The organism is Marichromatium purpuratum 984 (assembly GCF_000224005.2).
Lineage (GTDB): Bacteria > Pseudomonadota > Gammaproteobacteria > Chromatiales > Chromatiaceae > Marichromatium > Marichromatium purpuratum.
In genome coordinates, this window is record NZ_CP007031.1 from 1895831 (window position 1) to 1908864 (window position 13034).

General features: G+C 59.0%; 10 protein-coding genes. All 10 read left to right on the forward strand.

The window, feature by feature from the left end:
- Positions 1 to 50: 50 nt before the first annotated feature.
- Positions 51 to 1379, forward strand: a complete 1329-nt coding sequence (locus MARPU_RS08455) for a hypothetical protein (RefSeq protein ID WP_232229451.1) — start codon at positions 51 to 53, stop codon at positions 1377 to 1379.
- Positions 1376 to 2950 (forward strand): DUF5691 domain-containing protein, encoded by a 1575-nt coding sequence (locus MARPU_RS08460; protein WP_005224101.1) that lies wholly within the window; start codon positions 1376 to 1378, stop codon positions 2948 to 2950. Before MARPU_RS08455 ends, MARPU_RS08460 begins: the two co-directional genes overlap by 4 nt.
- Positions 2947 to 4044, forward strand: a complete 1098-nt coding sequence (locus tag MARPU_RS08465) for an ATP-binding protein (protein WP_005224102.1) — start codon at positions 2947 to 2949, stop codon at positions 4042 to 4044. The genes MARPU_RS08460 and MARPU_RS08465 overlap by 4 nt, the downstream gene beginning before the upstream one ends.
- Positions 4041 to 6320: a DUF5682 family protein gene (locus MARPU_RS08470; RefSeq protein ID WP_005224103.1), complete on the forward strand. Its 2280-nt coding sequence runs from the start codon at positions 4041 to 4043 to the stop codon at positions 6318 to 6320. The genes MARPU_RS08465 and MARPU_RS08470 overlap by 4 nt, the downstream gene beginning before the upstream one ends.
- Positions 6317 to 7471 (forward strand): VWA domain-containing protein, encoded by a 1155-nt coding sequence (locus tag MARPU_RS08475; RefSeq protein ID WP_005224104.1) that lies wholly within the window; start codon positions 6317 to 6319, stop codon positions 7469 to 7471. Before MARPU_RS08470 ends, MARPU_RS08475 begins: the two co-directional genes overlap by 4 nt.
- Before the next feature lie 393 nt (positions 7472 to 7864).
- On the forward strand, positions 7865 to 9202 hold the full coding sequence (locus tag MARPU_RS17130) for an AAA family ATPase (protein WP_005224105.1): 1338 nt from the start codon (positions 7865 to 7867) through the stop codon (positions 9200 to 9202).
- The gene (locus MARPU_RS17135; RefSeq protein ID WP_005224106.1) at positions 9195 to 10043 is read left to right on the forward strand and encodes a DUF4435 domain-containing protein; all 849 of its coding nucleotides are present in this window, start codon (positions 9195 to 9197) and stop codon (positions 10041 to 10043) included. The genes MARPU_RS17130 and MARPU_RS17135 overlap by 8 nt, the downstream gene beginning before the upstream one ends.
- Positions 10044 to 10154: 111 nt before the next feature.
- Entirely contained in the window at positions 10155 to 10727 is a 573-nt protein-coding gene (locus MARPU_RS17580; protein WP_156929251.1) for a hypothetical protein, read from the forward strand.
- On the forward strand, positions 10727 to 11746 hold the full coding sequence (locus MARPU_RS17140) for a DUF262 domain-containing protein (RefSeq protein WP_005224107.1): 1020 nt from the start codon (positions 10727 to 10729) through the stop codon (positions 11744 to 11746). Before MARPU_RS17580 ends, MARPU_RS17140 begins: the two co-directional genes overlap by 1 nt.
- Positions 11747 to 11837: 91 nt before the next feature.
- A complete protein-coding gene (locus MARPU_RS08480; protein ID WP_005224108.1) occupies positions 11838 to 12971 on the forward strand; it encodes a transposase in 1134 nt (377 codons plus the stop codon).
- The last annotated feature ends 63 nt before the right edge of the window (positions 12972 to 13034 follow it).

Genomic DNA, 13034 nt, shown 5'->3' on the forward strand with positions numbered 1-13034 from the left:
GGGCTAGCGCGGCGATGGCGGCCCCCTGGACGATTGAGCAGGTCAGCGGCATGGCGCCCGACACCGCGTCCATCGCCGCGGGTCGCAAGCTGGCGAGCGCCGCGAAGTGGCAGCGCCTTGGCCAGACGGAACGGCTGATCTGGGGCGAGATCAGGGGCAGCGGCAGCACGCCTTATCAGACCTGCATCGACACCGCCGGCCCGGCCTTCAAGTGCTCCTGCCCGAGCCGCAAGTTCCCCTGCAAGCACAGCCTTGGGCTCGCCCTGGCCCATGCCGCGTCCGCCTCGGCCTTCGCCACGGATGCCCCGCCCCAATGGGTCGCCGAATGGCTGGACAAGCGCGAGGCGCGCTCGGAGCGTGAGGCGCGAGGCAAGACCAAGACGGCCGAGCCGGTCGACCCGGCCACCGCGCAGCGCCGTGCCGTCGCACAGGCGAAGCGCCGCGATCAGCGCGAGGAGAAGATGCAGGCGGGTCTCGACGAGCTGCAGCGCTGGCTCGCCGATACCCTGCGCCAGGGCCTGGCTCGCACCATGGAGCAGGAGTCCTGGGATCACATGGCGGCACGGCTGGTCGATGCGCAGATCCCGGGCCTGGCGCGCTGGCTCCGCCGCTGCCAGGAGGCGCGCTATGGCTCCGAGCAGTGGCAGGGCACCGCCCTGCAGGCATTGTCGCGTCTACAGTTGATTCTGGACGCCTGTCAGCGCCGCGAGACGCTGCCGGAGCCGGTCCGGGCGGATCTCGATGAGCTGCTTGGCATCCCCCTGGCCAAGGAGACGGTCCTGACCCAGCCCGGCGTCGCCGATATCTGGCGGGTCATGGGCAAGTGGACCAGCGACACGGATCGTCTCCAGGTCCAGCGCACCTGGCTGCGCGGCGAGCGCACCCAACGCTGGGCGCTGCTGCTGGATTTCGCGGTTGCCGGCGCCGTGCTGCCGATCACGCCGCCGGAGGGCGTCGGTATCGAGGGTGAGCTGGCCTTTTATCCGGCGACCTGGCCGGTTCGCGCGCTCCTGAAGACACAGCAGGGGATCGAACCGGCGCAGCCGAACGCCATGATCGCCGCAGGCGACGGGCTCGACGGACTCTACCGCACCTATGCCGAGCGTCTGGCCGCGACCCCCTGGCTGGAGCGGATTCCGGCCGCTCTGCGCGACCTGACCCCGGTCAAGGTGGACGAGCACTGGCTGCTGATCGACGCGGCGCACCGACAGATCCCGCTCGCGCCCCACTTCCCCTTGCGCTGGGAGCTGCTGGCCATGGGCGGCGGCGCGCCCGTGCAACTGTTCGGCGAATGGGATGGAGACGCCTTCTTCCCGCTGACCATCGCCGACGGGGCGCGTCTCCAGGGCTTTCACGCACTGCACATGGAGCTGTCGTGATCGAGCTCTGGAACGACCTCACGCGCACCGCGCTGCTCGGCACCGAGCGCGGCACCCGGACCTGGGATGCGCCCGATGCACTCGGGACGCTCTTGTCCGGCCTGCAGGCCCAAGAGACGGACGCCCCGGTCCAGCTGCTGCGCTGCTCGGCGGTCGTGGGCAATTTCGTCCAAGCCGGGCGCTTGCCGGCTCGGCTCGCATCGGCTGCGCCATCGCTGGCCGAGCCGGACCCACGCCCCGCCCTCGGCAGCGCCCGGCATCTGCGTCTCCTGCTCCAGGACGATCGGCTCAAGACCCTGTTCCCCGAATGGCTGGCGCTGCTCGCCGAGCACCGGCTGCGTGCCCCGGAGTCCAGCATTCCGACGCTCCTGGGACTGGCCTCGCGCAGTCCCGACCTGCGGCGGGCGATCATCGCCGTCATCGGCGCAAAGGGCCTGTGGCTGGCGGGACAGAGCCCGGAGTGGGAGTCCCTGCTGAGCGTCGCGGATCTCGGGCGGCTCGACGCGGCGCTGTGGGAGACCGGCACATCGGAGCAGCGACTGGCCTATCTGGCCCAGACGCGCCGCGAGGCTCCCGCACAGGCCGTCGAGTTGCTGGTCGCCGTCTGGTCACAGGAAGGTGCCCGTGAGCGACGCAAGTTGCTGGGGGTCTTGAGCGACGCACCGGGACCGACGGATGTGGCCTTCCTGGAGTCCGCCCTCGCGGATCGCAGCAAGGACGTGCGCGGCGATGCCGCTGGACTCCTGGCCCGAATCCCCGGCTCGACGGTGCGGACACGGGCGGTGGAGCTGCTGGATGGCTGGCTCGGGTTCGACTCCAGGACCGGGCTGATGGGGCAGCTCAAGGGCCGCAAGGGCGAGCTGAGCGTCACCCTGCCCGAGGACTGGGACAGCGCCTGGACGACGATCGGCATCCACGAGAAACCACCCAAGGGGATGGGACGCAAGGCCTGGTGGCTGGAGCAACTGCTGGGGCTGGTCGATCCCGACCATTGGGTCGAACGCTGGCAGCTTTCCGCCCCCGAGATCCTCCGCATGGTCGAGGGGCACGCGTGGCAGGGCACGCTGCTGGCGGGCTGGCGGCGCGCCACCCGGCATTTCGGCAATGGCGCATGGGCGCGTGCGCTGATCGCGGGGACGGTCGACGCCGACGCCGATGTCGCGTTGTGGGCGATCCTGCCCCCCTCGGAGCAGGAGGACGCGCTGACCTCGTCGCTCGCCATGCCGAGCACGGACGAGCCGTTCAAGCGGGCCTTCGATCGGCTCGGTCATCTCGGGCACCGCTGGAGTCCGTCCTTTTCGGCGGTTGTGCGCCAGGCCTGTCTCAAGCTGTTCCGCGAGCAGACGCCGGACGCCAACTATGCCCGCTACGCCACCCTCCGTCAGGTTGCGGCGCACCTCGATCCGGGCGGCTATCAGACCATGGAACAGGGCCTTGGGCCGTACCTTCAGGCGTCCTCCCCGTGGCAGAGGATCGCCACCGAGATGCTCGACACCCTGAGGTTTCGCAACGATATGATCCAGGCCATCGAGTCCGCGCGCATCGAATCAGACCAACGAGGTACGCCTTGAGCACCCAAAGCCCCAACGAAGCCATCCTGCGCCAGCACGCCGAGCAGGAGTTCGCCCACGAGATCGAGGCGCTCAAGGCGGTCGACGAGCATCCCAGGCCGCCCAACTGGGCGCTCTCGCCCTGGGCCGTGCGCACCTACCTGATGGGCGGCACGCTGAGCAATGGGGTCGAGATCAGCCCCAAGTACATCGGTCAGGCCCGGCTGATGGAGATCGCCATCTCGACGCTGGCGACCGATCGTGCCCTCTTGCTCTATGGGCTCCCGGGGACGGCCAAGTCCTGGGTCTCCGAGCACCTGGCCGCGGCGATCTCGGGCGATTCCACCCTGGTGGTTCAGGGCACGGCGGGGATCGGCGAGGAGGCGCTGCGCTACGGCTGGAACTATGCGCGGCTGATCGCGGACGGTCCCTCGCGGGCCGCGCTGGTGCCGAGCCCGGTCATGCACGCCCTCGAGCACGGCGCCCTGGTCCGGGTCGAGGAGCTGACCCGCGTCCCGGCGGACGTGCAGGATAGTCTCATCACCATCCTGTCCGAGAAGACGCTCCCCGTGCCGGAACTCAATACCGAGGTACAGGCCCGCAAGGGCTTCAACGTCATCGCCACCGCCAACAACCGCGACAAGGGCGTCAACGAGCTGTCGAGCGCTCTGAAGCGCCGCTTCAATACCGTGGTGCTGCCGGTGCCGGCGACCCTGGAGGAAGAGACCGAGATCGTCGAGCGGCGCGTCGGGCGGCTCGGGCGCGCGCTGGAGCTGCCGGTCGAGACGCCCGCGCTGCAGGAGATCCAGCGCATCGTCAGCGTCTTCCGCGAGCTGCGCCAGGGCATGACCGCCGACGGCAAGACCAAGCTCAAGACGCCCTCCGGCACCCTGAGCACGGCCGAGGCGATCTCGGTCGTCAACAGCGGCATGGCGCTGGCCGCGCACTTCGGCGACGGCCAGATGCGCGCGGGCGACGTGGCCTCCGGGCTGCTCGGCGCGATCGTCAAGGATCCGGTACAGGACAAGGTCGTCTGGCAGGAGTACCTGGAGACCGTCGTCAAGGAGCGCTCGGACTGGAAGGATCTCTATCGGGCCTGTCGCGAGGTGCTATGAGCACCCATGTCTTCGGGGTCAGACACCATGGTCCGGGCTCCACGCGCAGTCTGCTCGACGCCCTTGAGCGTCTGGCGCCCGACATCGTCCTGATCGAGGGCCCGCCGGAAGGCGATGCGCTGGTCGCGCTGGCCGGACACGCCCGGATGCGCCCGCCGGTCGCCATGCTGGTCTATGCGCCGGACGACCCGAGCGACGCCTCCTACTATCCCTTCGCCCGCTTCTCGCCCGAGTGGCAGGCGATCCACTACGCCCTGGGGCGCGACCTCCCGATCCGCTTCATGGACCTGCCGCTCGCCAATCGCATTGCGCTCCGGCGCCGAGAACGCGAGGAGTCTGCGGAGCGCACTGCACCGGACGCATCATCCGCGGAGGATGACGGGGCCGAGCCGAGCGCCGAGCCAGCAGAGCCCTGGCGCGGCGATCCACTCGCGCTGATCGCGCAGGCCGCCGGTTACGAGGACAGCGAGCGCTGGTGGGAGCACATGGTCGAGGAGCGTCGCGACACCGAGTCGCTCTTCGACGGCATCCGCACCGTCATGACCGCGCTGCGCGAGCAGGTCGAGGGGGAGCTTGCGCAGGCCCCGCCGATCCTGGAGCGCTATCGCGAGGCCGCCATGCGCAAGATCCTGCGCGCGACCGAGAAAGAGGGCTTTGCGCGCATCGCCGTCGTCTGCGGCGCCTGGCACGTCCCGGCGCTGGAGCAGCGCCCCAAGCAGAGCGAGGACAACCGGCTCCTCAAGGGCCTGCCCAAGGTCAAGACGACCGCGACCTGGGTTCCCTGGACCTATGGGCGCCTGAGCTACCACAGCGGTTACGGTGCCGGGATCGGGTCGCCCGGCTGGTACGATCACCTCTGGTCCCGGTCCGGCGACGTCGCGACCCCCTGGCTGATCAAGGTCGCCCAGGCGTTCCGGGCCGAGGGGCTCGACATCTCCAGCGCTCATGTCATCGAGTCCGTGCGTCTCGCCGAGACGCTGGCGGCCATGCGTGCTCGTCCCCTGCCCTCGCTCGCCGAACTCAACGACGCGACCCAGACCGTCATGCTCTTCGGTGAGTCGGCGCCGATGCAACTCATCCAGGCGCGTCTCATCGTCGGCGAGCGGCTGGGACAGGTACCCGAGTCGACGCCCGCGACACCGCTGCAGGAGGACCTGCGCGCCCAGCAGCGGCGGCTGCGGCTCAAGCCGAGCGCGAACGATCAGTCACTGGTGCTCGATCTGCGCAAGCCGAACGATCTGGCCCGCAGCCATCTCCTGCACCGGCTGCGGCTCCTCGATGTTCCCTGGGGCCGCAACGGCGGACGCGAGGCCGGCAAGGGCACCTTCAAGGAGTCATGGCGGCTCAAGTGGGAGCCGGACTTCGAGGTGGCGCTGATCGAGGCCGGTCGCTGGGGCAACAGCATCGCGCAGGCGGCGACGACGGCGGTCGTCCAGGAGGCGCGTCGGCGCGAGGACATCGGCCAGTTGGCGGCCTTGGCGCGCCAGGCGCTGCTCGCCGATCTGGGCGAGGCCATCGAGCCCGTCATCGAACAGCTCCAGGCCCGAGCGGCGCTCGCCGCCGACGTGCTGGTGCTGATGCAGGCCGTCCCGGAGCTGGCCCGGCTGGCCCGCTACGGGGATGTCCGCAAGACGGCGATCGAGCGCGTCGACACGCTCCTGGACGGCCTCCTGGCGCGCATCTTCATCGGCCTCCCCAATGCCTGCAGCGGCCTCAACGAGGAGGCAGCGGAGACCCTGTTCGAGCACATCCAAGGCGTCCACGAGGGGCTCCGGCTCCTCGACGACACGCGCCTCCAAGCCCAGTGGCAGCACACCCTGAGCCAGCTTGCCGACACCCAGAGCCTGCAGGGCATCATTCGCGGGCGCTGCTGCCGGCTGCTGCTCGACACCGGCGCGATGGACGAGGAAGACGCCGCCCGCCAGCTCGGTCTGGCCTTGTCGAGGGGGAACGCGCCCGGCCAGTCCGCCGCCTGGCTGGACGGCTTTCTGCGCGACAGCGGTCAGCTCCTGATCCACGACCACGCCCTCTGGCAGCTCGTCGACCAATGGGTGTGCCAGCTCCCCGAGGAGACCTTCATGCAGGTCATCCCGCTGCTGCGGCGGACCTTTTCGAGCTTCGAGGCCGCCGAGCGGCGGCAGATGGGCGAGCGCGTCAAACGCGGACCCGTAGCGCTCGGTTCGACGCACGACCATCCCGGCGAGTTCGACCGCGTGCGGGCGGAGACGACGCTGCCGCTCTTGTCTCGGCTGCTCGGTCTGGAGGACGGTGAATGAGTCAAGACGCACGCGAGCGGCGCTGGCGCCTGATCCTGGGCGGCGAGCCATCCGACGGCATCGGGCTGTCCCTGCAAGGCGAGGATGTCCGCATCGATCAATGCCTCGACGCGGTCTACGGTCAGGCGGGGCGACGCGGTAGCCTGGCGGGCTCCTCGCCGAACGTGGCCCGCTGGCTGGGCGACATCCGTCAGTATTTCCCGTCCTCGATCGTACAGGTCATGCAGAAGGACGCCATCGAGCGGCTCGGGCTGGAGCAGCTCCTGCTGGAGCCCGAGGTGCTGGAGGCGGTCGAGGCCGATGTCCATCTGATCGCGACCCTCATCACCCTCAAGCACGTCGTCCCCGCCCGCACCAAGGACACCGCGCGTCAGGTCGTCCGCCGCGTGGTCGAGGACCTGATGCGCCGGCTCGAGCAGCCCATGCGTCAGGCCGTGACCGGCGCGCTCAACCGCGCCGTGCGCAACCGTCGGCCCAGGCTCAGGGAGATCGACTGGCACCGCACCATCAAGGCCAATCTCAAGCACTACCAGCCCGCGCAACGCACCATCGTTCCGGAGGTCCGCATCGGCTTCGGGCGCAAGCGCTCTTCACTGCGGGACGTCGTGCTCTGTGTCGATCAGAGCGGTTCAATGGCGACCTCGGTCGTCTATTCCAGCGTCTTCGCGGCCGTCATGGCCTCCTTGCCGGCCTTGAGCACCCGACTGGTGGTGTTCGACACCGCCGTCGTCGACATGAGCGACGCCCTTCAGGACGACCCCGTCGACCTGCTCTTCGGCGTACAGCTCGGCGGCGGAACCGACATCAACCGGGCGCTCACCTACAGCCAGGGCCTCATTCGACGCCCAAGCGACACCGTCTTCGTCCTCATCAGCGACCTCTACGAAGGCGGCGACCAGACCGAGATGCTCAAGCGCGCCGCCAGCATCAAGGCGTCCGGCGTCGAATTCATCACCCTGCTGGCCCTGAGCGACGAGGGGGCGCCCTTCTACGATCACCAGATTGCCGGCCAATACGCCGCCATGGGCATCCCGACCTTCGCTTGTACTCCGGATCAGTTTCCGGGGCTGATGGCTGCTGCGATTGGGCGTGAGGATGTTAATGTTTGGGGTGCGCGGGAGGGGATTGTGGCTACGCGGGGGGGAGGTTGAGAGGTGAGTAAAGGTTTACCCAGACTTCTGATGCCGAATTGCTCGGTGGGGGTGATAAGGTCTGTCCGAGGTAAGGTGCCGGATATAGGGTTCAGTTTCTGTCTAGTGTTGCGGGCTCAGCCGTGTTTATTGTCTCGAATAGGTGGTATGAGGCACCTAGCAGCAGTGCTGGCGAGGGATTTCTGGAGTATCGTCGGGTCGCGTGGGCGGACGGAGTTGGCATGGGGGCGGTGCTAGACAGAAGCTGTCTAGCACGGAAATTAGAGAATCCGTCTAGCGCCATATTTAGGGATTCTGTCTAATCAACTGTTATGCATGTATCTCAATCAGTGACTGTGATGAGACTATTTGCTCAAAAAACGACATATCAAGTTAACTTTTAAGAGACTTAACATGGAAAAAAAAATTTGCAGAATATCCGTAAAAAACCTGTTTGGTTTTTTAAATCATGATATTCATTTAAGCGAGGATGGGGTAACTTTTATACATGGCCCTAATGGTTGTGGTAAGACAACTTTCCTCAAGCTAATAGCTGCTTTTTATGATTGGAATCCGGCGACACTTGGTAATATAAGCTATGAGGAAGTAGACTTCTTTTATTTAAGTGGCGAACGAATTCATCTATCTAAAAGTATCGAATTGAAAAAATTTGAAGATGAAGAAATAGAAACCCCTAAACTACAATTTTTTTTATATATTAATGAAAAAGAAACTAAAAGTTATACTATCGAAAGAAACTTGAAAGAACTAAAAGTATCAAGAAGCGATATTGATGACTATATTTCATCTATCCATAGAGTTGGCCCAAATAGTTGGATTGATGTCAAGGATAATGAACAGCTCTCTTTCAATGAAGTTTTAGAAAAATATTCATATCGATTTCCTTTTTCCAGTAGAAAAAAACGTCCTGAATGGCTGCAAGCATATCAAGAAAGCTCTAAGTTTCATTTTGTTCAAACTCAACGTTTGCTAAAGGTAAATACAGATAGAAGGCTTCATAGAGAGGAAATATATGTTAATGATGTAATTGATATATATTCAATGGAAATTAAAGAAAAAATTTCAAAAAAATTAGAAGAGTCTGCTGCTGTTTCTCAATCTAAAGACAGATCATTTCCAGAACGATTATTATCGCTAAGACTTGATGAAAAGCTTTCTGAGCAGGAAATACGAGATGACTACAAAAAAACTGAAGATAAAATAGCAAAACTTATGAACTCTGGTCTTATTGAACAAGAAAAAAATATATCACTTCCAGACAAAGTGTTTGAAGCTACAGAAAAAAAGGTCTTATCACTCTATCTTCAAGATATAAATGAAAAGTTAAGTATATTCGATGATCTTTTACTTAGGCTTGAGATATTCTTGGACATTATATCTACAAAACTTAGAAACAAAAAATTTAGAGTCAGTAGGCAAGATGGGTTTGTTATTGAAACAACTCAGGGTAAGAAAAATAGGTTAGAACCAAATGAGCTATCTTCTGGTGAACAGCATCAAATAGTGCTTTTTTATGAGCTAATATTTAAAACAGATGACAATTCTTTTTTTCTTATAGATGAGCCAGAAATATCACTTCATGTTGATTGGCAAAGACAATTTCTATCAGATATATCTCGAATAGCTGAGTTAGGTAGCCATTCTTTTGTTATTGCAACACACTCCCCCCAAATAATTGGAAATAGAAGGGATTTGGCAGTAGCTCTTGATGGAGGAATTTTAGGTGGATGAGTCTCTTATTCAGACAATCGATGAAATTGTTACCGAAATAGATATGTCTACCGAGTTTCATCCTTGGCTAATAATAGAAGGAAATACTGATAGTAACTTTTTTGTGACTAGAGAGCTTCCAAATAACCCAAAACTAGTAGTTGCTATTGGGTGGGAAAGTGTTATTGGTGTTATAGAAAAAGTCATTGAAGAAAATATATCAGAACGAGTTTTTGGATTTGTTGATAGAGATTACAGAGAATATTTAGGGATTGAAATTAATCATGAAAAAATTGTTATATCTGATTTTAGAGATGTAGAAATATCATTTTTTGAGTCAGAGGCTCTTCATAAAATATTAGTGGAACTAGGATCGGAAAATAAATTACCTAAAAACCATATTGGGCAAATTAACCTTAAATTAATTAGAGATAAAATATATAATACATCTTCAATTATAGGGAAAATTAGGTTTTTTAGCTTAAAAAACAAATTCTCTTTTTCCTTTAATGGATTAGACTTTTCAAAGTTTATAAATCCTCGTACGCTTGATATTGACTTAAATAAGTTTTTATCTCAGATAAACTCAAAAAGTACTGATACTATGAATGTATCTCAGTTGAATGACGCTATCTCTATGCAACTCCCAGATAAATTAATGGATTTTAAGTATCTTAGTAGCGGGCATGATATAGTTGAAATATTAGGTATAGCCCTTAAAAAACTATGGGGAAGCAATAACTCAGGTGATGTAAGTAGGAAGCAGTTAGAACGTCATTTTAGAATAGGATACTCAAATGACGAATTTTTTAAAACGGAAATGTATAAGCAATTAGGTATATTGCTGAACAGAGATGCATAACTTGTCGCTCAAGGCCGACCACCCGCCGTCGGGCTTTTTTTGGTTTTGTTTTGAGCTTTGTGGCGGCGGGTGTCGGCTTAGCTCGGGCGTTAGATTCAAAAAGGCTCGTGCATGTACGCAACCAAGGACGAATTCATCTCAGTAGTGCGGGGTACTCCAGCCCTTGAACTTGTGGAGGCATGGCTAGACAACCCTCTTCCGTATGCGTTTGCGGATACACCGGCGAGAGATCGATTTTTTTCAAAAATACAAGCTGACTGGCCAGAAATATCAATGATTCAATGCGCTGGTACAGCAAATTGGAAATACTCACTAAATCCAAACAAGGACTTCCGACAATTTTGCCAGCAGAGCGATATCGATGTCATATCCATTTCACAGGAATTATTTGAAAGCACATGGGACAGGATGCGCTCTATTCACAGAAGCAGATGGTATGAACTTCCATCGGGTAAGCGTAGAAGTTTACGCAGAAATGGGGAAAATGTTTACTCTGGTTTTGCATGCCCAAAATGGATCCCATCAATGAAAGACACTCTTCGCTTCAAGTTTGTTACCAGCTTGGATCGGTATTCAATTAGTGAGGTCGGGTTTCGGGATGTAAATATGTATTTTTTCAAAAGCATTGATGAAGCCGCTGATTATTACCGTCGTGGTGTGGAAAACGCAAAGAGGAAAATATAATGGAGTACGAAGCGAGCCTACAAACCATTTCTTGGTTTAACGAACATCGCGTGAATGATCGGCTTGAAATATCTCCTAATTTCCAGCGTCGTGCGGTTTGGCTCGAGCGCGAGCGTTCTGAATTGATGGAAACCATCTGCTCGAATTTGCCATTTCCCGAGATTTACGTGCATGTTGTCACTGATCGGGATACTGGTGGTCAAAAATATATCGTCGTAGATGGTCAGCAACGTCTAACCTCAATATTTCGGTTTATCGATAACGAATTCGGCTTGCCCAATAACGACTATTGGAATGGTCAGATCTTTCGCGACTTGTCTGACGAGCAAAAAGAAGCGTTCTGGGACTACAAGGTGGTCGTGAGGTCCTTGCGGAGAACTAACGATGCAGAGATCCGTGATTTGTTCGAACGACTGAATACGAACAACATCGCTCTAAATGACCAAGAAATAAGAAATGCTAAGTACCGGGGTGCGTTCAAGAATCTTGCGTTAAAACTAGCTGATGATTCACTTTTCCAAGAAATGGGGCTATTCACAGCACGAGACGTTAGGCGAATGCTTGATGTTGAATTCATTGGCGAGCTATTAGTGTTGGTGATTCATGGAATCAGCAACAAAAAAGATCTACTTGATGATTTCTACGCGCAGTTTGATGAAGAACTTCCCGGTGAAGCAGATTATGAAACAGTCTTTACTACTGCATTAGGTTTGTTTTGGAGTATTTATGATGCGAACAACCGAATGCTTTTTAAAACAAAGAGTAATTTCTATACGTTATTTGGGTGCATGATTCGATATTTCAGGCAAACCGGAAACAGATCCTTTCCCAGTCCTCAGCGTGTACAGGAAGCCGTAGTAGATTTCATCGACAAAGCGCGAAATCAAGAATTTGACGATGCGCATCCGGAGATTGAGGAATACGCAGACGCAGTTTCGAGAGCCGCTTCCGATCGCGGTCGGCGTATTCGAAGAGAAGAAATTTTGTGGGGCAAGATTGCGGCCGCAGAAGGAATCTAACAAGAGGGCAGGACAAAGGACACCCACTTACCGTTGACGCTCCCAAGGCGCTCTCCTACGCTTCTCCCAACACCTCCAGCGGAGATGCCCCATGACCCGTCCCCGCGCCTCGCTCGTCTCCTTGTCTGATACGCCTTGGTATCACGTCGTCACCCGCTGCGTGCGGCGGGCCTATCTCTGTGGCTTCGATCGGCTGACCGGGCGGAGTTTCGAGCATCGGCGCGGGTGGGTGGAGTTGCGGTTGCGCCAGCTCGCCGGGGTGTTCGCGATCGATGTGGCGGCCTATGCGGTGATGAGCAATCACGTGCATCTGGTGGTGCGGGTCGATGCCGATCGGGCGGCGGGGTGGTCGGATGTCGAGGTGTTGCGGCGCTGGCGGTGTCTGTTCCGGGGGCCTGTGGTGGTGGAGCGGTTTCTGTCGCCTGCGACGCGGGCGGGGATGACCGAGGCAGAGCTGGATGGGGTCGCGGGGTTGGTCGCAACCTACCGGGCGCGGCTGGCGGATCTCTCGTGGTTCATGCGGGTGTTGAACGAGTCGATCGCGCGGGCGGCGAATCGGGAGGATGGGGTGCGGGGGCGGTTCTGGGAGGGACGCTTTCGCTCGCAGGCGATCCTCGACGAGACGGCGCTGTTGGCGGTGATGGCCTATGTCGATCTCAACCCGATCCGCGCCGGGATCGCGAAGACGCCGGAGGAGAGCGCACACACCGGGATCGCGGCACGGATTGCCGACTTGCAAGGGGATGAAGCAAAAGCGGCGCCACAGCCCCGGCAAGGCTCATCGCATCCACCCTCCTCTCCAGCAGCAGCATCCACGGAACCCACGACAGACGTGCGTCGCGCTGAACTCTGGGAAACCGCTCTCAACCGTCTGCCACCTGCCCCGCTGATGCCATTCGGCAACCCCGCCGAATGCCCCGCCGTCATTCCCTTCTCCTTCGACAATTACCTGACCCTGGTCGACTCGCTCGGTCGCGCCCTGCATCCACGCAAGCGCGGGTCGATCCCGGCGGAGCTGCCCGACACCCTCACCCGGCTCGGTATCGCGCCCGAGCGCTTCGTCGAGCACGCCGGTTTCCTGCTCAAGGGGTTCGGTGCCGCGATCGGCGCACCGCAGCGGCTGACGGCGCTCGCGGCACGGCGCGAATGTCGCTATCTGCGTGGGGTCCGACGTGCTCGGGCGCTCTTCACCGGCAACAGCGCCCCATCCCTGACGGCTGCTTGAGGGCGCTCGTCCTCGCCCGCGGGAGCATCGGCCTGAACGACCGGCAACCGCGCGTCCGGGGGC

Excerpts from the sequence above, each read along its gene's own strand:
- MARPU_RS08455 (WP_232229451.1), top strand. The coding sequence starts at position 51 with ATGGCGCCCGACACCGCGTCCATCGCCGCGGGTCGCAAGCTGGCGAGC.
- MARPU_RS08470 (WP_005224103.1), top strand. The coding sequence starts at position 4,041 with ATGAGCACCCATGTCTTCGGGGTCAGACACCATGGTCCGGGCTCCACG.
- MARPU_RS08475 (WP_005224104.1), top strand. The coding sequence starts at position 6,317 with ATGAGTCAAGACGCACGCGAGCGGCGCTGGCGCCTGATCCTGGGCGGC.
- MARPU_RS17130 (WP_005224105.1), top strand. The coding sequence starts at position 7,865 with ATGGAAAAAAAAATTTGCAGAATATCCGTAAAAAACCTGTTTGGTTTT.
- MARPU_RS17580 (WP_156929251.1), top strand. The coding sequence starts at position 10,155 with ATGTACGCAACCAAGGACGAATTCATCTCAGTAGTGCGGGGTACTCCA.
- MARPU_RS17140 (WP_005224107.1), top strand. The coding sequence starts at position 10,727 with ATGGAGTACGAAGCGAGCCTACAAACCATTTCTTGGTTTAACGAACAT.
- MARPU_RS08480 (WP_005224108.1), top strand. The coding sequence starts at position 11,838 with ATGACCCGTCCCCGCGCCTCGCTCGTCTCCTTGTCTGATACGCCTTGG.